Origin of the sequence: Salmonella sp. SSDFZ54, assembly GCF_004010735.1 — a bacterium.
Classification (GTDB): Bacteria; Pseudomonadota; Gammaproteobacteria; order Enterobacterales; family Enterobacteriaceae; genus Salmonella; species Salmonella enterica.
In genome coordinates this window covers 3,586,222-3,611,047 of sequence record NZ_CP034819.1, presented here as the reverse complement: position 1 = coordinate 3,611,047, position 24,826 = coordinate 3,586,222, and the positions used below count along the sequence as shown (strand labels likewise).

Annotated in this window: 22 protein-coding genes; 10 read left to right on the top strand and 12 right to left on the bottom strand. The window is 53.2% G+C overall.

Annotated elements, in window-relative coordinates; translation table 11 throughout:
• The first annotated feature begins 273 nt into the window (after positions 1-273).
• A complete protein-coding gene (ybiJ, locus tag EOS97_RS17785; RefSeq protein WP_000849089.1) occupies positions 274-534 on the top strand; it encodes a DUF1471 family protein YbiJ in 261 nt (86 codons plus the stop codon).
• 155 nt (positions 535-689) lie between these two features.
• Here the strand turns inward: ybiJ and ybiB are convergent, their stop codons facing one another.
• The 8 genes from ybiB to EOS97_RS17745 form a co-directional block, all read right to left on the bottom strand.
• Positions 690-1,664, bottom strand: a complete 975-nt coding sequence (ybiB, locus tag EOS97_RS17780) for a DNA-binding protein YbiB (RefSeq protein ID WP_000386495.1) — start codon at positions 1,662-1,664, stop codon at positions 690-692.
• A 29-nt stretch (positions 1,665-1,693) separates the two neighbouring features.
• Positions 1,694-3,838, bottom strand: coding sequence for an ATP-dependent DNA helicase DinG (gene dinG, locus EOS97_RS17775; protein ID WP_001218630.1), 2,145 nt, complete (start codon positions 3,836-3,838; stop codon positions 1,694-1,696).
• A gap of 207 nt (positions 3,839-4,045) precedes the next feature.
• Positions 4,046-5,407, bottom strand: coding sequence for an ATP-dependent RNA helicase RhlE (rhlE, locus tag EOS97_RS17770; RefSeq protein WP_000007072.1), 1,362 nt, complete (start codon positions 5,405-5,407; stop codon positions 4,046-4,048).
• Positions 5,408-5,588: 181 nt separating this feature from the next.
• Positions 5,589-8,201 (bottom strand): bifunctional acetaldehyde-CoA/alcohol dehydrogenase, encoded by a 2,613-nt coding sequence (adhE, locus tag EOS97_RS17765; protein WP_023165980.1) that lies wholly within the window; start codon positions 8,199-8,201, stop codon positions 5,589-5,591.
• A gap of 56 nt (positions 8,202-8,257) precedes the next feature.
• The gene (locus tag EOS97_RS17760) at positions 8,258-9,250 is read right to left on the bottom strand and encodes a transketolase family protein (protein ID WP_000083414.1); all 993 of its coding nucleotides are present in this window, start codon (positions 9,248-9,250) and stop codon (positions 8,258-8,260) included.
• Positions 9,250-10,095, bottom strand: a complete 846-nt coding sequence (locus EOS97_RS17755; RefSeq protein ID WP_000784291.1) for a transketolase — start codon at positions 10,093-10,095, stop codon at positions 9,250-9,252. The genes EOS97_RS17760 and EOS97_RS17755 overlap by 1 nt, the downstream gene beginning before the upstream one ends.
• Positions 10,096-10,108: 13 nt before the next feature.
• The gene (locus EOS97_RS17750) at positions 10,109-10,858 is read right to left on the bottom strand and encodes an SDR family NAD(P)-dependent oxidoreductase (RefSeq protein WP_000924698.1); all 750 of its coding nucleotides are present in this window, start codon (positions 10,856-10,858) and stop codon (positions 10,109-10,111) included.
• Positions 10,859-10,908: 50 nt separating this feature from the next.
• A complete protein-coding gene (locus EOS97_RS17745) occupies positions 10,909-12,240 on the bottom strand; it encodes an MFS transporter (protein WP_001518324.1) in 1,332 nt (443 codons plus the stop codon).
• Between the two features lie 465 nt (positions 12,241-12,705).
• Here EOS97_RS17745 and EOS97_RS17740 point away from each other — a divergent pair, with 465 nt between their 5' ends.
• The 6 genes from EOS97_RS17740 (at position 12,706) to EOS97_RS17715 (ending at position 19,446) form a co-directional block, all read left to right on the top strand.
• On the top strand, positions 12,706-13,629 hold the full coding sequence (locus EOS97_RS17740; RefSeq protein WP_001075546.1) for a LysR substrate-binding domain-containing protein: 924 nt from the start codon (positions 12,706-12,708) through the stop codon (positions 13,627-13,629).
• 73 nt (positions 13,630-13,702) lie between these two features.
• On the top strand, positions 13,703-14,377 hold the full coding sequence (cecR, locus tag EOS97_RS17735) for a transcriptional regulator CecR (RefSeq protein WP_001025260.1): 675 nt from the start codon (positions 13,703-13,705) through the stop codon (positions 14,375-14,377).
• Positions 14,377-15,372: a secretion protein HlyD gene (gene hlyD, locus EOS97_RS17730; protein ID WP_000743431.1), complete on the top strand. Its 996-nt coding sequence runs from the start codon at positions 14,377-14,379 to the stop codon at positions 15,370-15,372. Before cecR ends, hlyD begins: the two co-directional genes overlap by 1 nt.
• A complete protein-coding gene (locus EOS97_RS17725; protein WP_001287616.1) occupies positions 15,365-17,101 on the top strand; it encodes an ATP-binding cassette domain-containing protein in 1,737 nt (578 codons plus the stop codon). Before hlyD ends, EOS97_RS17725 begins: the two co-directional genes overlap by 8 nt.
• The gene (locus tag EOS97_RS17720) at positions 17,094-18,224 is read left to right on the top strand and encodes an ABC transporter permease (protein WP_000045762.1); all 1,131 of its coding nucleotides are present in this window, start codon (positions 17,094-17,096) and stop codon (positions 18,222-18,224) included. Before EOS97_RS17725 ends, EOS97_RS17720 begins: the two co-directional genes overlap by 8 nt.
• A 115-nt stretch (positions 18,225-18,339) precedes the next feature.
• Positions 18,340-19,446 carry an ABC transporter permease gene (locus tag EOS97_RS17715; protein WP_000469050.1) on the top strand — a complete coding sequence of 369 codons (1,107 nt, stop codon included), beginning with the start codon at positions 18,340-18,342 and terminating at the stop codon, positions 19,444-19,446.
• Here EOS97_RS17715 and EOS97_RS17710 read toward each other — a convergent pair.
• The gene (locus EOS97_RS17710) at positions 19,408-19,818 is read right to left on the bottom strand and encodes a YbhQ family protein (RefSeq protein ID WP_000871970.1); all 411 of its coding nucleotides are present in this window, start codon (positions 19,816-19,818) and stop codon (positions 19,408-19,410) included. The two genes, EOS97_RS17715 and EOS97_RS17710, sit on opposite strands and share 39 nt — an antisense overlap.
• A gap of 132 nt (positions 19,819-19,950) precedes the next feature.
• On the opposite strand from EOS97_RS17710, the gene EOS97_RS17705 reads away from it, so the two are divergent.
• Genes EOS97_RS17705 through EOS97_RS17695 form a run of 3 tightly spaced genes read left to right on the top strand, consistent with a single transcriptional unit; the run spans position 19,951 to position 22,909 of the window.
• Positions 19,951-20,709, top strand: coding sequence for an endonuclease/exonuclease/phosphatase family protein (locus EOS97_RS17705; RefSeq protein WP_000192039.1), 759 nt, complete (start codon positions 19,951-19,953; stop codon positions 20,707-20,709).
• Complete coding sequence (clsB, locus tag EOS97_RS17700) at positions 20,706-21,947, top strand: cardiolipin synthase ClsB (RefSeq protein WP_000649639.1); 1,242 nt, start codon at positions 20,706-20,708, stop codon at positions 21,945-21,947. Before EOS97_RS17705 ends, clsB begins: the two co-directional genes overlap by 4 nt.
• Positions 21,947-22,909: a YbhN family protein gene (locus EOS97_RS17695; RefSeq protein WP_001129817.1), complete on the top strand. Its 963-nt coding sequence runs from the start codon at positions 21,947-21,949 to the stop codon at positions 22,907-22,909. Before clsB ends, EOS97_RS17695 begins: the two co-directional genes overlap by 1 nt.
• A gap of 2 nt (positions 22,910-22,911) precedes the next feature.
• Here the strand turns inward: EOS97_RS17695 and EOS97_RS17690 are convergent, their stop codons facing one another.
• Genes EOS97_RS17690 through EOS97_RS17680 form a run of 3 tightly spaced genes read right to left on the bottom strand, consistent with a single transcriptional unit; the run spans position 22,912 to position 24,819 of the window.
• On the bottom strand, positions 22,912-23,472 hold the full coding sequence (locus EOS97_RS17690; RefSeq protein WP_001052196.1) for a hypothetical protein: 561 nt from the start codon (positions 23,470-23,472) through the stop codon (positions 22,912-22,914).
• A gap of 7 nt (positions 23,473-23,479) precedes the next feature.
• Positions 23,480-24,088 carry a hypothetical protein gene (locus EOS97_RS17685; protein WP_077906195.1) on the bottom strand — a complete coding sequence of 203 codons (609 nt, stop codon included), beginning with the start codon at positions 24,086-24,088 and terminating at the stop codon, positions 23,480-23,482.
• A 23-nt stretch (positions 24,089-24,111) separates the two neighbouring features.
• Positions 24,112-24,819: a Bax inhibitor-1 family protein gene (locus EOS97_RS17680; protein ID WP_000529066.1), complete on the bottom strand. Its 708-nt coding sequence runs from the start codon at positions 24,817-24,819 to the stop codon at positions 24,112-24,114.
• Positions 24,820-24,826 lie beyond the last annotated feature (7 nt).

The window sequence follows — 24,826 nt, the reverse complement described above, 5'->3', positions numbered from 1 at the left end:
CGAAACCGCCAGTATCATCCATTCCTTTACGCTCATGCTTTTTAGCGTTCTGCGTCGCAGAATGTGCCGTTAACCTCGACTCTGTAAAGCCAGATGACAAGAACGGTAAATTCCACTGTTGAATTAATTAATAATCAATAGGTTATTTGTCATTCAAAAATTTTGAGCAAGGCCGTCAATTCTATTCGATTTTATCTTTCGCAAAAAACCGTGATACTCATCACATCGACGGAACATCGTTCCATAAACAGAATAACCTGCGAGAGATTAATCATGAAAACCATTAAATATGCTGTTGCAGCCATCGCGCTCTCCACCCTTTCTTTTGGCGCTTTTGCCGCAGAACCGGTTAGCGCGTCTCAGACGCAAAACCTGCATAAAATCGGCGTAGTGTCTGCCGATGGCGCCACCACGCTGGATGGCCTGGAAGCTAAACTGGCTGAAAAAGCCGCCGCTGCTGGCGCAAGCGCTTATAACATCACCTCCGCCGTGGGTAATGACAAAATGAGCGGCACTGCGGTGATTTATAAATAATTTACCTGCCCGCCAGATTTCAGGCTGTAACATCGCTGTTGTTTGAATTCTGACGGGTATTACCCTCGTCTGTTTGCCAACAGACCCACTGCTCCAACCCTCATTAACCCTGTTTGTTACCCTTATTTGCCCGTCCGCCACTGGACGGGCTTTTTTTATTCGCTAAAAGCCTGTTCGACGCGCGCAAGCCCGTCTTCTAACGTCGCCGCCTCTCCCGTCGCAACCAGACAACAGGCCATTTGCGTTTTTAATGATTGCGGCACCGGCTCGTGGCCGGCAAGGCAGCGCTCAATCCAGCGCGCGGTGATTTCAGGATCTTTAGTCGCAGGCAGTGAAAGCGGCTCGTCGTGCGTGTCGCTCTGACGCTCATGCAGTACCTGCACGCCACGGCTATCAATCAGGCTGATTTGCGGACAGCGTTGCGGGTTGGCATAGACTTCGCCTTCGGTACCATGCATTAGCAAAGCCCGCCCGCCAATGCGGCTAAAAAAGGTCGCCACACGCGGGACATATTCAGGGTGAGAAACGCTTGATAAACGCAGCGCGGCATCCTCAGCAAATGGTGTTGCCAGCTTGGCCAGTGAATGCGCGCTGTTGCGCACGCCCATCCGCCAGCGCATCGCCAGTTGTTTTTCCAGCGGCGGGCAGAGCGCGCTCACCGGGATAAACACCGGCTGGTGCCCGTCCAGTTTGGCCTGCGCTTGTCCGCCGTGTAGGGTGGGGACAATCCCCATCAGCTCAAATATTGTTTCCGTCAGTACGCGGGTCGGATCTTCACTGACGCCGTGTACTACAACTGGAAAGCCCAATTTATGCAGCAGGATAGCCAGCAACGGCGTTAAATTCGCCTGTTTACGCGCGCCGTTATAGCTGGGAATAACGACCGGCAACGGCCTATCTGCGGGCGGTGTCAGTTTGATGGTATGATTCTGCATGGCTTCATAAAAGCCCAGCATTTCGGCTTCGCCTTCGCCTTTAATACGCAGCGCCATCAATATACTGCCCATCTCCAGGTCGGGGACGTCGCCATTCAGCATTCGGGTATACAAACCGCGCGCGGTATCCAGATCCAGATCGCGGGCGTGATTTTTACCTCGCCCGATCTCTTTGATGATCTTGCGATAATCCATTGAAAGCTCCTTGAAGTGTGCTCACAGCATTAACGCCGTCGGCGGCGTGCAGGTTTTGCTTTTGGTTTTACTATAACGTCTGGCACGGCAGGCTGCTCTATCGGAAAAACAGGTAAGGCATTCAGTAAACGCTGTCCGTAGTTTTTGGTCAACAACCGCTTATCATAAATGACCACTTCTCCCCGACAGGCATGGCTACGGATCAATCGCCCTACCTGCTGAATTAAATTAAAAGACGCGCTTGGTAAACTTTGTACCTCAAACGGATAACGATTCAGACTTTTTAGCCATTCGCCTTCGGTGATCACGACCGGACTGTCGATCGGCGGGAAGGCAATTTTATGGATATGGACCTGCGTCAGCAGCTCGCCTTTAAGATCCAGCCCTTCGGCAAAAGACTGAAGCCCAACCAGCACGCTGCGTTCGCCGCTCTCCACCCGTTTACGGTGCAGCTCTACCAGCCGGTAACGCGGCTGGTCACCCTGGACCAGGAGGAGTAAGCGCACATCAGCGACATGCTCCAGAAAACGCTGCATCGCCCGCCCGCTGGCGAACAGTACCAGCATACCATGATGTTTTTTGCTCTCCAGTTGCTCACGAAAATAGGCCGCCATTTCGGCAATATGCTGCTCTTCGTTATCAATGGTGGGTTCGTAGCGCATCTGAGGAATCACCAGTTTCCCCTGTTCCACATGATTAAACGGCGAATCCAGCGCCACAAAGCGGTCGCCGGCTTTTTCTTTTAAGCCGCTCATTTCCTGCAGACGCGAAAAGCTATTGAGCGAGCGCAGTGTCGCCGAGGTGACAATAATGTGCGGTACGCTGCGCCATAACAATCTTTCCAGCTGATCGCTGACGCGGATACCGACACAATGGAACCAGACGTGGAGTTGCCCTTCGCGTATTTCACGCGTCGCCCATTTGGACACCGGCGCGCCTGAAGACTGCGCCATCGAAGCCAGTCGCCATAATTTACTTTGCGCCTCGAACATTCCCAGCGCCCGGTTCATCTGTAAAATCACCCGATGCAAACGCACAATATCGTGCGATCCGGTTTTTTCGCTGAGATCGTTGAGAAAGGATTCCGCCAGCCCACGCAGCGTCTCGGTCAGCTTCGCCAGTCGCTGGCAGATTTCCATGACCTCATCAGGCAACTCGCCCATTGCAAAACGGTGCTCCGCCTCCTGCGCTGCGGGCATATACAGATTAAGAATGGCATTGAGCGAGGCGATCAGTTCGTACACCTCCTCGCAATGGGCGTTAAGTCGCTCAGGATTCGCTAACGGCGGCGTGGTCTTAGGGCGAAATTGCTCCATACAGGTCGCCACCAGTTTGCTGAACAGGTCCAGTTGCAAGCGATACCAGGAGGCGGTAATTTCCGCGCTCATCTCCAGCGCATCGCGAGCGACATCGGGCAGATGATGACCTTCATCCAGTACCAACAGCAGATGCTTTGGTTCCGGCAGTACGGCTTCACTTTCCATCGCCGCCATTACCAGCGCGTGATTCGCCACCACGACTTCCGCTTCCTGTATTTCACGTCGGGCGACAAAGAATGGACATTCGCGGTAATAGTGACAGTTGCGGTTCAGACAACTGGCTTTATCGGTACTTAATCGCCGCCACAGATCGTCGTCAATAGCAATGTCGGTATGATCCCGCAGACCATCCCATTTGTAACCGTCAAGATCCCCTTTCAGCCTGGCGCAACGCTTTTGCTCTTCCTGGTTGTTAGGCGTCAGTTCGTCATCAAGAAAGGCGAGCAGATCCTGCTGCGTAGGCTCGCTACTGGCGAGCGCCGCCAGGTTTCGCGGACACACGTAACGCCCGCGGCCAAAGGCGGCGGTAAAGCGCAGATCGGGGATGATTTTTCGTAGCAGCGGCAAATCTTTGCTAAAGATCTGATCCTGTAACGCCACGTTAGCGGTACTGACCACCAGTGTTTTTTGCTCTTCCCGGGCAATGGCGATACCGGGAATAAGATAGGAGAGGGTTTTCCCGACGCCGGTCGGCGCTTCAATAGCCAGATGTCTCCCTTCTTCCCCGGCCAGCGTTCTGGCGACGTCAGCAATCATCTGCCGCTGCGGCGCACGGGGAATAAAGTCGGGAATCTGGTCCTGAAGCGCCTTATACCAGGCGGCGATTTGCGCTTTCAGCGCAGCGGTCAATGCCATGAGAAAACCTGAAGTACTGTATAAACAGCCACTATTGTGTCACATTTCAGGGGCGGGAAGTACCTTTTTTACCGGTTCTGGAAGGCGGCTCGCAACGCGATGTGTATTTTGCCGGATGGCGGTGCAAGCACCTTATCGGGCCTACGTATTTGCATAGTCCGTAGGCCCGGTAAGCGTCGCACTACCGGGCATGTTGCCGGATAAAATTTACTGGGCAGGCGTGATTCTGCGCGGGCGACGCGGCGGACGTGCTTTGTCGCCCGCGGGTTTCCCCTCGCCTGTGCGCGGTTTTGGTTTCGCCTTCGCCGCCCCGCTATCCTGACGTCGCGGCTGCTGACTGCGCCCCGCTCCCCCCTGATTTTGTCCGCGTCCACGACCGCCGCCGCCGCGCTGCTGACGACCGTTCTGAATAGGCTCCGCTTTAATCGACGGGTCCGGCTCATAGCCCGGCGTCGTAATGCGTGGGATCTCTTTTTTCAGCAACTTTTCGATATCACGCAACAATTTATGCTCGTCAACACAGACCAGCGACAGCGCCTCGCCAGTTGCCGCCGCGCGACCGGTACGGCCAATACGGTGTACATAATCTTCCGGCACGTTCGGCAGCTCATAGTTGACCACGTGCGGCAGCTCTTCAATATCCAGACCACGCGCCGCAATATCCGTCGCCACCAGCACGCGAATATCGCCGGATTTAAAATCGGCCAGCGCGCGGGTACGTGCGCCCTGCGATTTATTACCGTGGATCGCCGCGCTGCGAATACCGTCTTTATTAAGCTGTTCCGCCAGATGGTTCGCGCCATGCTTGGTGCGGGTGAAGACCAACACCTGCTGCCAGTTGCCCTGGCCAATCATCTGCGACAACAGTTCACGTTTGCGTTTTTTATCGACAAAGTGCACGTGCTGCGTTACCTGCTCTGAGGCCGTGTTGCGGCGCGCCACTTCGATTTCCAGCGGGTTGCGCAACAGCTTTTCGGCAAGCGCTTTGATGTCGTCGGAGAACGTGGCGGAGAACAGCAGATTCTGACGCTTCGCCGGCAGTTTCGCCAGCACGCGACGAATGTCGTGAATGAAGCCCATATCCAGCATACGGTCGGCTTCATCCAGTACCAGAATCTCAATCTGATCCAGCTTCACGGCATTTTGATGTTCCAGGTCAAGCAGACGTCCCGGCGTCGCCACCAGCACATCCACGCCGCCGCGCAGTTTCATCATCTGCGGATTGATGCTTACGCCGCCAAACACCACCAGCGAGCGAACGTTGAGGTATTTACTGTAATCTCTAACGTTTTCGCCAATTTGCGCCGCCAGCTCGCGGGTTGGCGTGAGGATCAACGCGCGCACCGGGCGACGACCTTTAGCGTGCGGCTGATGGGTAATCAGATGCTGCAACAATGGCAGGGTAAAACCCGCCGTTTTACCGGTTCCGGTCTGGGCGCTGGCCATCAGATCGCGGCCTTCCAGCACGGCGGGAATCGCCTGTTGCTGAATAGGGGTAGGTTCACGGTAACCCTGCTCGGCAATGGCGCGCAGGATATCAGGGTTTAATCCCAGGGAATCAAAAGACATAACTACTCCGGACCGCCCCGACCGTTGCCGGTGTAGTTTTCAGGGAGATGCTCAAATTTGGAATGACAAAAACCACAATGTCATGAAGGGGCGGAGTGTAGCAGTTTTTGTGATGCGGCGCATAAATTATCCTTACGGTGAGCCGCGGGGAAAATGACGCCCCGCGACGGGGATCCATGCGTTATTGTTCAGCAAACGCCTCGCCGTAGAAACTTGCCAGCAGCAGTTGGCGCAGTTCCGATACCAGCGGATAACGCGGGTTAGCGCCGGTGCACTGGTCATCGAAGGCATCTTCAGACAGTTTGTCAACGTGTGCCAGGAAGTCAGCTTCCTGCACGCCTGCTTCACGGATAGACTTAGGAATACCCAGCTCAGCTTTAATGCTTTCCAGCCATGCCAGCAGTTTTTCAATCTTAGCGGCGGTACGATCGCCCGGCGCGCTCAGGCCCAGGTGGTCAGCAATTTCAGCGTAACGACGGCGTGCCTGCGGACGATCGTACTGGCTGAAAGCGGTCTGCTTGGTCGGGTTGTCATTCGCGTTGTAGCGGATAACGTTACAAATCAGCAGGGCGTTCGCCAGACCGTGCAGAATGTGGAACTGAGAGCCCAGTTTGTGCGCCATGGAGTGACATACACCCAGGAAGGCGTTGGCAAACGCGATACCGGCGATAGTCGCTGCACTGTGAACACGTTCACGCGCAACCGGGTTTTTAGACCCTTCGTGATAAGACGCCGGCAGGTTTTCTTTCAGCAGTTTCAGGGCCTGCAGAGCCTGACCGTCAGAGAACTCAGAAGCCAGTACGGAAACGTAAGCTTCCAGGGCATGAGTTACCGCATCCAGACCACCGAACGCACACAGGGACTTCGGCATATCCATCACCAGGTTGGCGTCGACAATCGCCATATCCGGGGTCAGGGCGTAGTCAGCCAGCGGATATTTCTGACCGGTTGCATCGTCGGTCACAACCGCAAATGGTGTGACTTCAGAACCGGTACCGGAAGTGGTGGTGACGGCGATCATTTTCGCTTTCACGCCCATTTTCGGGAACTTGTAGATACGTTTACGGATATCCATAAAGCGCAGCGCCAGCTCTTCGAAGTGGGTTTCCGGGTGTTCGTACATGACCCACATGATTTTCGCCGCGTCCATCGGGGAACCGCCGCCCAGCGCGATAATCACGTCCGGTTTGAAGGAGTTAGCCAGCTCAGCGCCTTTGCGAACAACGGAAAGCGTCGGGTCGGCTTCAACTTCGAAGAAGACTTCGGTTTCAACGCCAGCCGCTTTCAGCACAGAGGTGATCTGGTCTGCATAGCCGTTGTTGAACAGGAAGCGGTCAGTCACGATGAGCGCACGTTTGTGGCCATCAGTAATCACTTCATCCAGCGCGATGGGCAGAGAGCCACGGCGGAAGTAGATAGATTTCGGAAGTTTGTGCCACAACATGTTTTCAGCTCGCTTAGCAACGGTTTTCTTGTTGATCAAGTGCTTAGGACCAACGTTTTCAGAGATGGAGTTACCACCCCAGGAACCACAACCCAACGTCAGGGAAGGTGCGAGTTTGAAGTTGTACAGGTCACCGATACCACCCTGAGAGGCCGGGGTGTTGATCAGGATACGCGCGGTTTTCATCATCTGACCGAAGTAAGCAACGCGTTCTGGCTGGTTATCCTGGTCAGTGTACAGGCAGGAGGTATGACCGATACCGCCCATAGCGACCAGTTGCTCCGCTTTATCTACCGCATCGGCAAAATCTTTTGCTCGGTACATGGCGAGCGTCGGAGAGAGTTTTTCGTGAGCGAAAGGCTCAGAGGCGTCCGTTGCACTCACCTCCCCTATCAGAACCTTGCTGTTTTCAGGCACAAAAATGCCGGCAATCTCTGCGATTGTAGCCGCTGACTGGCCGACAATTGCCGCATTCAGCGCCCCATTTTTGAGCAATACTCCGCCTACAGCTTTCCTCTCTTTTTTATTCAGAATCACCGCGCCGCATTTCGCAAAACGCTCGCGCACGGCATCGTAGACGGAATCAACAACGACAACAGACTGTTCAGAAGCACAGATTACGCCGTTATCGAAGGTTTTCGACATCAGGATTGACGCCACAGCGCGTTTAATGTCAGCAGTTTCATCAATCACTACCGGAGTGTTACCTGCGCCTACGCCGATAGCAGGTTTACCGGAGCTGTATGCTGCTTTCACCATGCCTGGACCACCCGTCGCAAGGATCAGGTTAATATCCGGGTGGTGCATCAGCGCGTTAGACAGTTCTACGGAAGGTTGATCGATCCAGCCAATCAGATCTTTCGGCGCGCCGGCAGCGATAGCCGCTTGCAGAACGATATCTGCCGCTTTGTTGGTTGCCTCTTTAGCGCGCGGATGCGGAGAAAAGATGATGGCGTTACGCGTTTTCAGGCTAATCAGCGACTTGAAAATCGCGGTAGAGGTCGGGTTAGTGGTTGGAACGATACCGCAAATAATACCGACAGGCTCAGCAATCGTAATGGTCCCGAAAGTGTCGTCTTCTGACAGCACACCGCAGGTCTTTTCATCTTTATAGGCGTTATAGATATATTCGGAAGCGAAGTGGTTTTTAATCACTTTGTCTTCTACGATGCCCATACCAGATTCGGCGACCGCCATTTTGGCCAGCGGAATGCGGGCATCAGCGGCGGCCAGAGCGGCGGCGCGGAAGATTTTGTCTACCTGTTGTTGCGTGAAACTCGCGTACTGACGCTGGGCTTTTTTGACGCGCGCAACCAGCGCGTTTAATTCTTCAATGGAATTAATCGACATGGAAACCTCAAACGGAAACAGAGAAGCGCCGCCGCAGAACGCGGCGGCGAAAGTCATTAACGCAGACGATGCTTAATTTTTTCTACCATCATCGCGGTGGAGATGCCGTAGCGATCGTGCAGGGTCGGCAGCGCGCCGGCCAGCAGGAATTCGTCAGGCAAACCAACGGTATCCAGCTCACAGCGTACGCCCTTACGCATCAGCAGCGCGGCAACCGCCTCCCCTAACCCGCCGACCGAGGTATGGTTTTCCGCGGTCATCACCAGGCGACCGGGCTTCGACGCTTGCTCAATAATCGCTTTTTCATCAAGCGGCTTGATTGTCGGCACGTGCAATACGGCCACGCTGATATTATCGGCGCGTAGCTTTTCAACCGCCTCCAAAGCACGCATGGTCATCAGCCCGGAAGAGATAATCAGCACATCATTGCCGTCCTCCAGCAGTTTCGCCTTGCCCAGCTCAAACTGATAGTCGTACTTATCCAGCACCAGCGGCACCTTACCGCGCAGCAGGCGCATATACACCGGGCCGTTATGGTCAGCAATTGCCGGTACCGCCTGCTCTATCTCCAGCGCATCGCAAGGATCGACGATAACCATGCCGGGAATGCCGCGCATAATCGCCAGATCTTCGGTTGCCTGGTGGCTTGGGCCATAACCCGTCGTCAGGCCCGGCAGCGCTGCACAGATCTTCACGTTCAGATGCTCTTCGGCGATCACCTGATGGATAAAATCATAGGCGCGACGGGTGGCAAACGCAGCGTAGGTGGTAGCGAAGGGAATAAATCCCTCTTTCGCCATGCCCCCCGCCGCTCCCATCAGCAGCTGTTCCGCCATTCCCATCTGGAAAAAGCGATCCGGGAAAGCCTGGGCGAAAATATGTAGATCGGTATATTTTGACAGGTCCGCGGTCATACCGACGATTTCCGGGCGCTGCGCCGCCAGTTTTGACAGCGCGACGCCAAACGGCGCAGGGATCGTCGCCTGGCCTTCATCGGCGATAGAAGCAATCATCGCGGACGTTTTTAAACGTGGTTTACTCTGGCTCATTACAGCACTCCTTCCGGTTTGTTAGCGTCCAGCACCGCAATCGCTTTTTGCCACTCGTCAGCATCGACGCGAATAAAATGGTTCTTATCGCGGGTTTCGAGGAACGGCACCCCTTTGCCCATCAGCGTGTCGCAGAGAATGACCCGCGGCTGGTTGCCGGCATGACTTTTCGCGTTGTCAAAGGCCGCAATCACCGCAGCCAGATCGTTACCGTCCACGCGCTGTACGTACCAGCCGAAAGCGGCCCATTTTTCATGCAGCGGCTCAAAGCCGAGGATTTTGCGCGAATCGCCGTCCGCCTGCTGTTTGTTAACATCAACGATGTTAATCAAGTTAGTCAGGCCATAGTGGGCTGCCGACATCGCCGCTTCCCAGGTTGAACCTTCGTCCAGTTCCCCATCCGACATAGAGTTATAAACCCAGGACGTGCTGCTCTTTTGCTTCAGCCCGAGCGCCATTCCTACGGCAATGGACAGCCCCTGCCCCAGCGAACCACCGGACATCTCCATCCCCGGCGTGTAGGTCGCCATCCCCGACATCGGCAGGCGGCTGTCGTCGGAACCGTAGGTTTCCAGCTCCTCTTCCGGGATAATTCCCGCTTCCAGCAGCGCCGCATAATAGGCGATGGCGTAATGGCCGTGAGAGAGCAGGAAGCGGTCGCGCCCTTCCCACTCAGGGTCTTCCGGACGGTAGGTCATCGCGTGGCTGAACGCGGTTGCCAGCACATCGGCATAGCCCAGAGCCTGGCCGATATAGCCCTGTCCCTGAACTTCCCCCATTTGCAGGGCGTAGCGGCGGATGCGCCACGCCGCCGCGGCGACTTTTTGTGATTCGGTCATCTTCATCTCATTGCCTCGCTTAGTGAATTAACATGCCGCCGTTAACATCCAGGGTGATACCGGTGGAGTAGGACGCGAGATCGCTTCCCAGGAACAGCGCGGCGCGCGCGATGTCTACCGCATCGCCCAGGCGGTTCATCGGGATCCCGGCAAGGATGTTGGCCGTCATTTCATCGGTCAGCTTACCGGCGGTGATGTCGGTCTGAATCAGCCCCGGAGTGATGCAGTTTACGCGGACGTTATCGGGGCCAAGCTCACGCGCCATCGCCCGCGCCAGACCGAGCACGCCGGCTTTTGCCGCGCTGTAGTGCGGGCCGCCGAAGATACCGCCGCCGCGCTGGGCGGAAACGGAGGAGATGCAGACAATGCTGCCGGATTTTTGCGCTCTCATGACCGGGATAACCGCCTGTGACATCAACAGCGTGCCGCGCAGGCTGACGTCAAGCACCGCGTCATAATTAGCGCGCTTAATGTCCATTAGCTTCAGCGGCTGAGTAATACCGGCGTTATTCACCAGTACATCGACCCGACCATATTTAGCCACGATCTGTTCAATTGCCGCCTGAACCTGAACTTCGTCAGCGACGTTTGCCGCCAGCCCGAGATGACCTTCGCCTAATGCCGCAGCCGCGGCTTCACTGGCTTCGCCATTGAGGTCGATAATGACCACTTTAGCGCCGTTTTCAGCAAATAATTTCGCGGTAGCAAAGCCCAAACCGCGTGCGGAGGCCGCGCCAGTAATAATGGCGACTTTATCTTTTAATAACATATTTTCACTCCATGACATTACGTCATATTAATTAACAGGATATATTTCCGTTATTGTGGCTCATCGAGGAAGAGAATAACCACCAGACCAATTGCTGCGCAGATACCGAAATAGGTAAATACAGAATTAAAGCTGCCGGTCTTATCAAGTAAAAAACCCGCAGCCATCGGAGCGACAAACCCGCCGAGGTTGCCGCCGCTATTGATAATAGAAGAGGCAATGGGATAAGTTTTCGTATCCGAAACCGCCATACCGTATGCTGTGAATGCGGGCCAGCCAATATTCAGGCATAAACCGACGAAGAATAACCCAACACATACCGCCCAGGTGCTTGCCGGAATATTCAGCATAATTAACATCATGACCACGGTGGAAATAGCGGTAAACATCATCGTTGGCTTACGACGACGGCCTAATACTTTATCCGAAATCCATCCGCCGCCAATCGCGCCAATAAACCCGCCGATGCACGGCATACTGGCTACAAACCCCATACTCATGACATCAAAACCGCGCTCTTTCACTAAATAGAGCGGAATCCAGGTTAATAAGCCATACAGCACGCTAACCATCATAAAATAGGCCAGGCAGTCACCGAGGATATTTTTGGAGGTAAATAATCCTTTTGCCGTATCGATAGGCGCCATTTTTTTCACCCGAATAATTTTATCCAGCAAAGTGAAACGATCGGCAATTAATATATTTTCCCGCACGGTATTTTTATGGATATCACGCCCGGCATTAATCTCTTCCAGTTCACTTTGCGAAACAAATCCGCTCTCTGAAGGTTTTGACTTAACCAGTAAATACCAGGCAATCGCCGCCACGATCCCCGGGATCGCAAAGGAGAAAAAGACCCACCGCCAGCCCCAGGTGACCGCAATCCACACCGCCAACGGCGGCACGATAATCGGCGCAAACATGGTGGCCGCGATATAAACGCCGGTTGCCGTGGCTTTCTCTTTCGGCGGAAACCAGTTATTAATGGTTGAAGCCAGACCCACCGGGCATGGTCCTTCGCTAAGCCCCAGTCCCAGTCGCACCATCTTCAGGCTAAACACCGAACTTACCGTGCCCATCAGCCAGGTGAAAGCGGAAAAGCCGAAAATTGACAGTGAAACTAACCCCCGCGTGCCGCGTTTGGCGATAAAAAAACCTGCCGGGATCTGGCTTACCGCGTAGCCAAGGAAAAACATACTGGCGATGGCCCCGGCTTCAAAGTTGTTGATATGAAACTCATCAATGATAAACGGCAGCACCGCGCCGATATTGGTTCTGTCGGCGTAATTTATTGCATACACCAGGAAAATCATCGTCAAAACCACCAAACGATATTTTGTCTTCCTGGCGTCAGTACAGACTACAGTATCTATACGTGACATAGGGTATCCTCATTATTGTTTATACCCTTCATACTTCAAGTTGCTTATGTGTTGGCTACGCTCGCTCACCCCAGTCACATAGTTATCTATGCTCCTGGGGACTCACTCCCTTGCCGCCTTTAAGCAACTCGAATTATTTTGGGTATATGTTTTTTTCGCGAACCTTACCGCATCGCGCCTTGTTATCAGGCCTGTGGTTGCAATATAACAATCCCCAAAAGAAACGGTATTCAAAAAACCTCAATTATGAATGAGGAAAATTTGCTTCGTGACTGGATTCAAATTATTGTCGAATCAGCTTGACCGACAGAAATGGCAGATAAAACTGTTAACTTCATCACGAATTACCCCATAACTTATTTTTCGCCTATGTTAAGCTGACCAGGTATTAGGGGAGTAACCGCTGAATTTACTTCCTGGGGTAATAAAATTGGGCGATCATCATTCCATTCACCGGAGATAATCATGAACCAGCCACTACAGAATAAAAGCTTGCCTGTGCCATCTTTACGCAATATCCAGGCATTCATTGAAGTGGCTGATACCAACAGCCTGAATCTGGCAGCTGAAAATCTCAATGTTACGGCCTCCGCGGTAAGCCATCAGATAGCCAGTCTGGAACAGTATCTGGGAAAGAAACTTTTTTCGCGCAGCAGTAAAGGCGTCGTATTGACCGCTATTGGTGAAAAATATTTAAAAGAGGTTTCGGGGGCGTTAAACATTATTGGACAGGCTACCAACCAGGTCATAAATGATATTCACCAGGATTATTTACGCATACATTCAGCACCGAGTTTTGGATTACTATGGTTGATGCCCCGTCTGAATAAATTTCGCCAGGCCTGGCCTGAGCTTAAAATTAGCCTGACCTGTTCTTACGAAAGTATTCAGTTCTCCCGTGATAATATCGACATCGATATCCGCCACGGCCTTTCACAATGGCCGACGCTGGTCGTCAAAACCATAAAAAATGAACGTATGCTCCCCTATACGTCATCGACTTATTTAGCGAGTCATAGCATTCAAAACATTGAAGACTTACTGGGTTGCGATCTTATTCATTCAGATAGCACGCTGATCAACTGGAGCAACTGGCTGTCCTGGCATAAGGTTCGCGGCTGGAATAAAAACTTTATTTTTAATTTTGACCGCTCCTATATGAGCATTGAGGCTGCACGTATGGGCATGGGGATTATTCTTGAAAGCAATTTACTGGCCGGACAAAGCGTTAGCCAACGCCACCTGGCGCCCGTTTTTACGACTGACGTGAGTATGCCGGTTAACGCTCACCACTTCGTTTTGCCACATCACAATGAACAAAAAGAGAAAGTGAAGATATTCTTTAATTGGGTTTCCAAAGAGCTAAGCCGCGAAGGATTTCAGATCTAATAGCTGGCGGTAGACAAACCTGAAATGTGCGCCTAAAGTTAATCAATCGATTGATTAAGACTTAGGGCGTGTGATGAATATTCCCACCACGACCACCAAGGGCGAGCAGGCGAAAAGTCAGCTCATTGCCGCCGCGCTGGCGCAGTTTGGCGAGTATGGCCTCCATGCCACCACGCGCGATATCGCCGCGCTGGCGGGGCAAAATATTGCCGCTATTACTTACTATTTCGGCTCAAAAGAGGATTTATACCTCGCCTGCGCCCAGTGGATTGCCGATTTTCTTGGCGAAAAATTTCGCCCCCATGCTGAAAAAGCGGAACGTCTGTTTAGCCAGCCTGTCCCTGACCGGGACGCCATACGCGAGCTTATTCTGCTCGCCTGCAAGAACATGATTATGCTGCTGACGCAGGAAGACACCGTTAACCTGAGCAAATTCATTTCACGCGAGCAGCTCTCTCCCACGTCGGCCTATCAATTGGTTCATGAACAGGTTATCGATCCGTTGCACACCCATCTGACAAGATTGGTTGCCGCTTATACCGGCTGCGACGCCAATGATACGCGCATGATTTTGCATACCCATGCCTTACTGGGCGAAGTGCTGGCGTTCCGTCTCGGCAAAGAAACTATTCTGTTACGTACCGGCTGGCCGCAGTTTGATGAAGAAAAAGCGGAGCTGATTTACCAGACGGTAACCTGCCACATCGATCTTATTCTGCACGGTTTAACGCAAAGGAGTCTGGACTGATGAAAAAACCTGTCGTTATCGGACTGGCAATCGCAGCGATCGTCGCTGTGATTGCCGGTGGAACCTGGTGGTATCAAAGTCGGCAGGACGATGGGCTGACGCTATACGGTAATGTCGATATCCGTACCGTCAATATCAGCTTTCGCGTCGGCGGCAGGCTGGCGTCGCTGAATGTTGATGAAGGCGATGCCATCAAAGCCGGACAGGTGCTCGGCGAACTGGATCACGCGCCATACGAAAACGCGCTGATGCAGGCGAAAGCTGGCGTGTCGGTCGCGCAGGCGCAATATGATTTGATGCTGGCAGGCTATCGCGATGAAGAGATAGCCCAGGCCGCCGCCGCCGTCAGACAGGCGCAAGCCGCCTATGACTACGCGCAAAACTTTTATAACCGTCAGCAAGGATTGTGGAAAAGCCGCACCATTTCCGCTAACGATCTGGAAAACGCCCGCTCATCGCGCGATCAGGCGCAGGCGACTCTGAAGTCCGCGCAGGATAAACTGAGCCAGTACCGTACCGGTAATCGTGAACAGGATATCGCCCAGGCGAAAGCCAGCCTGGAACAGGCAAAGGCCCAACTGGCGCAGGCGCAGCTTGATTTACAGGACACCACGCTTATCGCGCCTGCCAACGGAACCTTGCTCACCCGCGCGGTCGAGCCTGGCAGTATGCTGAACGCCGGCAGCACGGTATTAACGCTCTCGCTGACCCGCCCCGTCTGGGTGCGCGCCTATGTTGATGAACGCAACCTCAGTCAGACGCAACCGGGGCGCGACATTCTGTTGTATACCGACGGTCGTCCTGACAAACCTTACCACGGCAAGATTGGTTTCGTTTCGCCCACCGCGGAATTTACGCCGAAAACCGTCGAAACGCCGGATCTGCGTACCGATCTCGTCTATCGCCTGCGCATTATCGTCACCGATGCGGACGATGCGTTACGCCAGGGGATGCCAGTCACGGTGAAATTTAATGACGAGGCACGGCATGAGTGAGGCCGTTATTACGCTGCACGGTCTGACGAAGCGCTTTGCGGGAATGGATAAACCCGCCGTCGCGCCGCTCGACTGTACCATTCATTCCGGTTATGTCACCGGGCTGGTAGGGCCGGACGGCGCAGGAAAAACCACGCTAATGCGTATGCTGGCGGGCCTGCTCAAAGCCGATGGCGGCAGCGCGTCCGTATTGGGCTTCGATCCGATACAAAACGACAGCGAGCTGCACGCGGTTCTGGGCTATATGCCGCAGAAATTCGGTCTGTATGAAGATCTTACCGTCATGGAGAACCTTAATCTCTATGCCGATTTACGCAGCGTTACCGGCGAGATACGGGAAAAGACCTTTGCCCGTTTGTTGGAGTTTACCGCCCTCGGCCCTTTCACTGGCCGTCTGGCAGGAAAATTGTCCGGAGGGATGAAGCAAAAACTGGGGCTGGCCTGTACGCTGGTCGGCGAACCGAAAGTGCTGCTGTTGGATGAACCGGGCGTTGGCGTTGACCCGATTTCACGGCGCGAGTTGTGGCAGATGGTCCACGAGCTGGCGGGCGACGGGATGCTAATCCTCTGGAGCACCTCCTACCTCGACGAAGCCGAACAGTGCCGCGATGTGCTGCTGATGAATGAAGGCGAGCTGCTCTATCAGGGCGAACCTAAAGCGCTGACGCAAACGATGGCCGGGCGTAGCTTTCTGATGAGCAGTCCACAGGAAAACAACCGTAAGTTACTACAGAGAGCGCTCAGACTGCCGCAGGTGAGCGACGGCATGATTCAGGGACGTTCGGTACGCCTGATCCTGAAAAAAGAGGCGACCGCAGCAGATATTCGTCAGGCCGAAGGGATGCCGGAAATCACCCTCAATGAGACCGCGCCGCGCTTCGAAGATGCGTTTATCGATCTGCTTGGCGGAGCGGGAACCTCGGAGTCTCCGCTGGGTTCAATCCTGCATACGGTTGAAGGCACTGCCGGCGAAACGGTGATTGAAGCGCAGGAACTGACGAAAAAATTTGGCGATTTCGCGGCCACGGACCATGTTAATTTCGTCGTACAGCGCGGCGAGATTTTTGGCCTGCTCGGCCCGAACGGCGCGGGTAAATCAACCACCTTTAAAATGATGTGCGGCCTGCTGGTGCCGACGTCCGGCAAGGCGCTGGTGCTGGATATGGACCTGAAAGTCAGCTCCGGCAAAGCCCGTCAGCATCTGGGCTATATGGCGCAAAAATTTTCGCTTTACGGCAACCTGACGGTTGAGCAGAACCTGCGTTTTTTCTCCGGCGTCTACGGTTTGCGGGGCCGCGCGCAAAATGAAAAAATTCAGCGCATGAGTGAAGCGTTTGGTCTGAAAAGCATCGCGTCGCATCCCACCGATGCGCTACCGCTGGGCTTTAAACAGCGACTGGCGCTGGCCTGCTCGCTGATGCACGAACCGGATATTTTATTCCTTGATGAACCAACGTCCGGGGTTGATCCCCTCACCCGCCGTGAATTTTGGCTGCACATTAATAGCATGGTGGAAAAAGGGGTCACGGTAATGGTGACGACCCACTTTATGGATGAGGCGGAATATTGCGATCGCATCGGACTGGTTTATCGCGGGAAGCTTATCGCCAGCGGTACGCCGGACGATCTCAAAGCGCAGGCCGCCGATGAGCAGCAGGCCGATCCGACGATGGAGCAGGCCTTTATCACTCTCATCAATGACTGGGATAAGGAGCATACGCATGAGTAAGTCTCTCTCCTGGCGCCGCGTGCGTGCGTTGTGCGTCAAAGAGACGCGCCAGATCGTGCGCGATCCCAGTAGCTGGCTGATTGCGGTGGTGATCCCGCTGCTGTTGCTGTTTATTTTTGGTTACGGCATTAACCTCGACTCCAGCAAGCTGCGGGTGGGGATTCTGCTTGAACAGCAAAGCCAGGAGGCGCTGGATTTCACTCATGCGATGACCGGTTCACCCTATATCGACGCGACCATTAGCGATAATCGCCATGAATTAATTGAAAAAATGCAGGCCGGACGCATTCGCGGACTGGTGGTGATTCCGGTGGATTTCGCGCAGCAAATGGCGCGCGCCGGTGACAGCGCGCCGATTCAGGTGATTACCGACGGCAGCGAGCCAAACACCGCCAACTTCGTTCAGGGCTATGTTGAAGGCATCTGGCAAATCTGGCAACAGCAGCGGGCGGAAGATCGCGGCGACACCTTTGAACCGCTCATCGACGTCCAGACGCGCTACTGGTTTAACCCGGCGGCGATCAGTCAGCATTTTATCATTCCCGGGGCGGTGACCATTATCATGACGGTAATTGGCGCCATCCTCACCTCGCTGGTCGTTGCCCGCGAATGGGAGCGCGGCACGATGGAGGCGCTGCTCTCAACCGAAGTGACGCGTGTTGAACTGCTGCTGTGTAAGCTTATTCCCTATTACTTTCTCGGTATGCTGGCGATGCTGCTCTGTATGCTGGTATCGGTGTTTATTCTCGGCGTGCCGTATCGCGGTTCGCTGGTGATTCTGTTTATCATCACCAGTCTGTTTTTACTGAGTACGCTGGGGATGGGGCTGTTGATTTCCACTATCACTCGCAACCAGTTTAACGCCGCGCAGGTGGCGCTGAACGCCGCGTTTTTGCCCTCGATTATGCTGTCCGGATTTATCTTCCAGATAGACAGTATGCCTGCGGTGATCCGCGCGGTGACCTATATTATTCCGGCGCGCTATTTTGTCAGCACCCTACAAAGTCTGTTTCTGGCCGGCAATATTCCGGTCGTGTTAGGCGTTAACGTACTGTTTTTAATCGCCTCGGCGGTGATGTTTATTGGCCTGACGTGGCTAAAAACCAAACGACGGCTGGATTAACTATGTGTATGGATAATTGTCGTCGTAGGCCGGATAAGGCGTTCACGCCGCCATCCGGTATTATGCCTGATGCGCTTTGCTTATCAGGCCTACAAACTGGACTGAGAGGACGGACATGTTTCATCGTTTATGGACGTTAATTCGCAAAGAACTGCAATCGCTTTTACGCGAACCGCAAACGCGCGCGATCCTGATTCTGCCGGTGCTGATTCAGGTCATCCTGTTTCCGTTCGCCGCGACGCTTGAAGTCACTAACGCGACTATCGCCATCTATAACGAAGATAACGGCAAACATTCGGTAGAACTTACCCAGCGCTTTGCCCGCGCGAAAGCGTTTACCCATGTGCTATTGCTGAACAGTCCGCAGGAGATCCAGCCGACTATCGATACGCAAAAAGCGCTGCTGCTGGTGCGCTTCCCGGCGGATTTCTCGCGGAATCTGGATACCTTCCAGCCTGCGCCGATGCAACTCATTCTTGATGGACGTAACTCCAACAGCGCGCAAATCGCCGCCAATTATCTGCAACAGATCGTCAAGGAGTATCAGCAGACATTGATGGACGGCAAGCCAAAGCCCAACAATAGCGAACTGGTGGTACGCAACTGGTATAACCCGAATCTGGACTACAAGTGGTTTGTGGTGCCCTCGCTGATCGCCATGATCACCACTATTGGCGTGATGATCGTCACTTCGCTGTCCGTCGCCCGCGAGCGAGAACAAGGCACTCTGGATCAGCTGCTGGTCTCTCCGCTCACCACCTGGCAGATTTTCGTTGGTAAAGCGGTGCCGGCGCTGATTGTCGCGACCTTCCAGGCCACGATCGTGCTGGCTATCGGCATTTGGGCATACCAAATTCCCTTCGCCGGTTCATTAGCGCTGTTTTATTTCACGATGGTGATTTACGGGCTGTCGCTGGTAGGCTTTGGCTTGCTGATATCATCGCTTTGCGCCACGCAACAGCAGGCGTTTATCGGCGTCTTTGTCTTTATGATGCCGGCGATTTTGCTCTCGGGTTATGTCTCGCCGGTGGAAAACATGCCGGTCTGGCTGCAAAACCTGACGTGGATAAACCCTATCCGCCACTTTACTGATATTACCAAGCAAATTTATCTTAAGGATGCGAGTCTGGGGATTGTCTGGGGAAGTTTGTGGCCGCTACTGGTGATAGCGGCCACCACGGGTTCAGCGGCGTATGCGATGTTTAGACGCAAAGTGATGTAGCTTTTTATCTTTCGCCAGTAGCGAGACCACGGCGGGCCCGGCCAGGATAGCCAGCCCCGCCAGCGCCAGTAAGACATTGTTTTGCAATACGCGGGATAGCAGCCAGAGGACAATCAGCGCGGTGCCGAAGTACCAGGTGGTAGTCAGCTCTTCCAGCACATCCGCCACATCGCGCCAGCGTTGCTCATGATGGCGCTGCAACGCCAGCATCAGCAGTACCGTCACGCCATAAAGCACGCATAATCCCAGGCCGACGCGCACTAATGTGCCGCTCATCCAGCCTATTACCAGCATCGCCACTACCAGTAAATGCAACATAATCTGCCAACAACCGAGGCCGGTTGCGACACGAACGCGTTGTTGCCACTTCATGGCTTTTCTCCTGAAGCATTTTTCTCTCATTATTCAGAGTACCGAACTTTACGGAAAATTCCGTAAGACCGCATCTTTTTGTGACGACGACTACACTATTTCAATCAGGATAGTGACGCGGACAGGAAGAAAATGACTCAACACACGCGAAATTTTTCATTCAAAGTGCTCACAATTAATACGCACAAAGGTTTTACCGCCTTTAATAAACGCTTCATCCTGCCGGAGCTGCGCGACGCCGTCAGAACGGTCGGTGCCGATATCGTCTGTCTGCAAGAAGTGATGGGCGCGCATGAAGTACATCCGCTGCATATCGAAAACTGGCCGGACACTACCCACTATGAATTTTTGGCCGACACCATGTGGAGCGATTTCGCCTATGGCCGCAATGCGGTCTATCCGGAAGGCCACCACGGTAACGCGGTTCTTTCTCGCTATCCCATTGAACATTATGAAAATCGCGACGTCTCGGTCGGCGGTAGCGAAAAACGCGGCGTGCTCTATTGCCGCATTACGCCGCCCATGCTCAACCGCCCTATCCACGTCATGTGCGTACATCTCGGCCTGCGGGAGAGCCACCGCCAGGCGCAGTTAACCATGCTGGCGGGATGGGTGAATGCCTTGCCGGAATCAGAACCGGTGCTGGTGGCCGGAGACTTTAATGACTGGCGGCAAAAGGCCGGCCCGCCATTAAACGCGGCCGGGCTGGAGGAGATATTCACCCGTGCCCATGGCCGACCGGCGCGCACATTCCCGGTGAGTATGCCGCTGCTGCGACTCGATCGTATTTACGTCAAGAATGCGAACGCCAGTTCTCCTACGGCGCTACCGCTGCGGAACTGGCGACATTTATCAGACCATGCCCCCCTTAGCGCGGAGATCCATCTATGAAATGCGGCTGGCGTGAAGGTAATCAAATTCAGCTACTGGAAAACGGCGACCAGTTCTATCCTGCCGTGTTTGAGGCTATCGCTCAGGCACAGCAAAAAATCATTCTGGAAACCTTTATCTTGTTTGAAGATGAGGTGGGTAAAAAACTCCATGCCGCTCTGCTAAAAGCCGCACAGCGCGGCGTAAAAGCCGAAGTATTACTCGACGGCTACGGCTCTCCCGATCTCAGCGACGCGTTTGTCGGCGAATTAACCTCGGCGGGCGTGATTTTTCGCTATTACGACCCCCGCCCGCGTCTACTGGGGTTGCGAACTAATATCTTCCGCCGAATGCACCGCAAAATTGTGGTGATTGATGATCGTATTGCCTTTGTCGGCGGCATTAACTACTCCGCCGAACATATGTCGGATTACGGCCCGCAGGCGAAACAAGACTACGCGGTACGGGTCGAAGGGCCTGTAGTGGCCGATATCCTGCAATTCGAAGTCGAGAATCTGCCGGGGCAAAGCCCTGCGCGCCGCTGGTGGAAGCGCCATCACCAGGCCGAAGAAAACCGTCACCCCGGCGAAGCGCAGGCGCTGTTTGTCTGGCGAGATAATGAAGAGCACCGCGACGATATCGAACGTCATTATCTGAAAATGCTGACCCAGGCAAAGCGTGAAGTGATTATCGCTAACGCCTATTTTTTCCCCGGCTATCGCTTGCTCCACGCAATGCGTAAAGCCGCCCGCCGTGGCGTGAGCGTAAAACTGATTGTCCAGGGGGAACCAGACATGCCGATAGTCAAAGTCGGCGCGCGGTTGCTCTATAACTATCTGGTGAAGGGCGGCGTGCAGGTTTATGAATACCGACGCCGTCCGCTGCATGGCAAGGTGGCGCTGATGGACGATCACTGGGCCACGGTAGGGTCGAGTAATCTCGATCCGCTCAGCCTGTCGCTTAACCTTGAAGCTAACCTGATCATTCACGATCGTACCTTTAACCAGACCCTGCGCGATAATTTACAAGGCATCATCGTGAACGATTGTAAGCAGGTCGATGAGTCTATGTTGCCGAAACGCACCTGGTGGAACCTGACCAAAAGCGTGCTGGCGTTCCACTTTTTACGTCATTTCCCGGCGCTGGTCGGCTGGCTACCTGCGCATACCCCGCATCTGGCGCAGGTTCCCCCGCCTGCCCAGCCAGAAATGGAAACCCAGGATCGCGTTGATCCAGAAAATACAGGAGTGAAGCCCTAATGGCTAAATCGCATCCGCGCTGGCGGCTGGCTAAAAAAGTGCTGACCTGGCTGTTTTTTATTGCGGTCGTCGTTCTGCTGGTGGTTTATGCTAAAAAGGTCGACTGGGGCGATGTCTGGACCGTCATCCGCGACTATAACCGCACGGCGCTTTTAAGCGCTGTGGGACTGGTGATCGTTAGCTATCTTCTGTACGGCTGCTACGACCTGCTTGGACGGCTTTATTGCGGCCATAAACTGGCGAAGCGACAGGTGATGTTGGTATCGTTCGTCTGCTATGCCTTTAACCTGACGCTCAGCACCTGGGTCGGCGGAATCGGGATGCGTTACCGACTATACTCTCGCCTCGGGTTGCCCGGCAGTACTATCACGCGTATTTTCTCACTCAGCATTACCACTAACTGGCTGGGCTATATTCTGCTTGGCGGCATCATTTTTACCTTCGGCATTGTCCAGCTTCCCGACCACTGGTATATCGATGAAGGCACGCTACGTATTCTCGGTATCGTTTTATTGTTGATTATCGCGGTCTATCTGTGGTTTTGCGCCTTTGCGAAGCGGCGGCATATGACGATTAAAGGGCAGAAGCTGGTGCTGCCGTCATGGAAATTCGCGCTGGCGCAGATGGCGATCTCCAGCGCGAACTGGATGGCGATGGGCGCCATTATCTGGCTGCTGATGGGTCAGGATGTGAACTATTTCTTTGTGCTGGGCGTACTGCTGGTGAGCAGTATCGCGGGCGTCATCGTGCATATTCCGGCAGGCATCGGCGTGCTGGAGGCCGTATTCCTTGCGTTGCTGGCGGGCGAACATACGTCGCAAGGCACGATTATCGCCGCCCTGCTCGCGTACCGCGTGCTTTACTATTTTATTCCCCTGTTGCTGGCGCTGGTGTGCTACCTGATCCTGGAGAGCCGGGCGAAGAAGCTGCGGGCGAAAAACGAGCGGGCGATGGCGAAATAAATTTAAGCAGACGCGTTTTCGCTTTCCAGCACAACGCGTTTTATCCGGTAAAAATAAACATATGCTGAGAAAAAAGACGTATTCATCTGTAAGCGGGAAAAAAGCAGCAATGACCAGCTAAATAGCAGCAGGAGCACTTCGTGAAACTCGCCCATGAATACTGATGACAGGGTACAGAACGTTGCCAACGTAACGGAAATAATGGCCAACAATAGCGCATAGCGGTAAATAATGACCCCGCTCATTCTTCCTTTAAGCAGGAGCTGATTTGACGGGGTAAGAAAAGCGATATAGCCCACGGCCAGGAAGAAGACCAGCTCCAGATGCTTTTTATTGTGCAGCTCAAACTGCGCAATAACCATGTTTATACTGACGATCCATGTCATGGTCATCATGATCGCCGTAAGCCCAATAACGCCTCCGTGAGGAATACCTTGTTCATACCAGTTTTTTTTGTAGTGGCTGGCCGGATACACAGGTAACTTAATCTCTGGCGGGATCAGCTGCCCTTTTTTCACCAGCTCCGCCAGTGTTTTTCCTGTTAGCCACGTCATCAGGTTCATGGGCTTATCATTTCCTTGTCTGTGAGGTGAGATATTTTTGTAATGCGACTCGCACTAATCGACGCCCCAGGCAGAAACGAATCATCATCGTAAACGTTTCGCCATTCATCACCCAGCGGCAAAGCACAACCATAATAATCGCGATAACCAGATCACTCTTTAGTTCGCTATTTTGATTGCACAACACGTCAAATAATCCAGTACCACAGAGCATAATATTTAATAAAAACAGTAAAACGCAGAGGCGCAACCCCAGGATAAAACCTTTGGCAATAAGCCATACCTCAGCCATAACACATAGCATCATACCTATAGCACTGCCAAAATAAATAATTATATTTAGTGGCCAATACAGGATAAACTTATCAAAAACAAAATGCGCACTACACACACCTCCCACAAGAAGCATAAAACTAAACGCGCAAACAGGCGCAGGATTGGGTAATGAATGTTCCCATGACAATCCGGTAATGAAATGAGAAATCAGCGCTGGCGGGCATTTCTTATTAAAATCCTCGCCGCCATTTTTAATGGCGCGAGTGACGTCTTTAGCTTCACAAAACGCTAACCAAAATTGTTTGCCACATAATTTACTCATTATACCCATCATCACCAACCTGAATAAAAAACCTGCAACGCCTACGACCTGAAAGATAATAGTATTTCCAGAATCATCAAAATGATATAACGACACAGCGTAACCACAGCATTAATAATGCCAAGGTAAAGCGTCAGCGCGCCAAGTAAAGCGCAACGAGACAGGGATGAAAACTCGCTGTGGTATAACATGCGGGCATAACCATGAAGTGTCGATTTTTCTAGTGCTGTAATCAATGTCCACACCAATACCGTCAGCACACTGACTATCCAGACCAGAGTGCTACTGGCCACCAGGCTATTGACAACTATCGCAGCGATGATCCCGCTTACCGCCATAAAAATTAACGGCCTGAATAGACCAGAACTGATATTCAGGTAGAAAATAAATAAGGCATTAAGACTAAACATGATTCCAACAATCACGAAAATGGTCGCGCCACCTGAGAAAAGGTAAGCTAATGACACGCCGGTAAGCGTAATGATGGCAATATATATCAACGTTGCGACAACAGTGCCAAAGCGGGAAAGACAGGTAACGGTCCCATACCCCAGGCCAAGCAAAAGTGCTGATATCCACAAAACAACAACAGGTTGAACGTGAGTTATCAAAAAATGAGTATACAACGTTAACCATATAATGCCGGCGGTACACCATAGTCCCAACGCAGTATACCAATAGGTAAGGGATAACATTGTCGCGGGAATAAATGCTATTTGCCGTATACGTATTGCAGCCAGAGGTCCCACTTGTCAT

Bases quoted from the DNA above. Each gene is read 5' to 3' on its own strand.
- ybiJ (WP_000849089.1), top strand. From the start codon at position 274: ATGAAAACCATTAAATATGCTGTTGCAGCCATCGCGCTCTCCACCCTT.
- ybiB (WP_000386495.1), bottom strand. From the start codon at position 1,664: ATGGATTATCGCAAGATCATCAAAGAGATCGGGCGAGGTAAAAATCAC.
- dinG (WP_001218630.1), bottom strand. From the start codon at position 3,838: ATGGCATTGACCGCTGCGCTGAAAGCGCAAATCGCCGCCTGGTATAAG.
- rhlE (WP_000007072.1), bottom strand. From the start codon at position 5,407: ATGTCTTTTGATTCCCTGGGATTAAACCCTGATATCCTGCGCGCCATT.
- adhE (WP_023165980.1), bottom strand. From the start codon at position 8,201: ATGTCGATTAATTCCATTGAAGAATTAAACGCGCTGGTTGCGCGCGTC.
- EOS97_RS17760 (WP_000083414.1), bottom strand. From the start codon at position 9,250: ATGAGCCAGAGTAAACCACGTTTAAAAACGTCCGCGATGATTGCTTCT.
- EOS97_RS17755 (WP_000784291.1), bottom strand. From the start codon at position 10,095: ATGAAGATGACCGAATCACAAAAAGTCGCCGCGGCGGCGTGGCGCATC.
- EOS97_RS17750 (WP_000924698.1), bottom strand. From the start codon at position 10,858: ATGTTATTAAAAGATAAAGTCGCCATTATTACTGGCGCGGCCTCCGCA.
- EOS97_RS17745 (WP_001518324.1), bottom strand. From the start codon at position 12,240: ATGTCACGTATAGATACTGTAGTCTGTACTGACGCCAGGAAGACAAAA.
- EOS97_RS17740 (WP_001075546.1), top strand. From the start codon at position 12,706: ATGAACCAGCCACTACAGAATAAAAGCTTGCCTGTGCCATCTTTACGC.
- cecR (WP_001025260.1), top strand. From the start codon at position 13,703: ATGAATATTCCCACCACGACCACCAAGGGCGAGCAGGCGAAAAGTCAG.
- hlyD (WP_000743431.1), top strand. From the start codon at position 14,377: ATGAAAAAACCTGTCGTTATCGGACTGGCAATCGCAGCGATCGTCGCT.
- EOS97_RS17725 (WP_001287616.1), top strand. From the start codon at position 15,365: ATGAGTGAGGCCGTTATTACGCTGCACGGTCTGACGAAGCGCTTTGCG.
- EOS97_RS17720 (WP_000045762.1), top strand. From the start codon at position 17,094: ATGAGTAAGTCTCTCTCCTGGCGCCGCGTGCGTGCGTTGTGCGTCAAA.
- EOS97_RS17715 (WP_000469050.1), top strand. From the start codon at position 18,340: ATGTTTCATCGTTTATGGACGTTAATTCGCAAAGAACTGCAATCGCTT.
- EOS97_RS17710 (WP_000871970.1), bottom strand. From the start codon at position 19,818: ATGAAGTGGCAACAACGCGTTCGTGTCGCAACCGGCCTCGGTTGTTGG.
- EOS97_RS17705 (WP_000192039.1), top strand. From the start codon at position 19,951: ATGACTCAACACACGCGAAATTTTTCATTCAAAGTGCTCACAATTAAT.
- clsB (WP_000649639.1), top strand. From the start codon at position 20,706: ATGAAATGCGGCTGGCGTGAAGGTAATCAAATTCAGCTACTGGAAAAC.
- EOS97_RS17695 (WP_001129817.1), top strand. From the start codon at position 21,947: ATGGCTAAATCGCATCCGCGCTGGCGGCTGGCTAAAAAAGTGCTGACC.
- EOS97_RS17690 (WP_001052196.1), bottom strand. From the start codon at position 23,472: ATGAACCTGATGACGTGGCTAACAGGAAAAACACTGGCGGAGCTGGTG.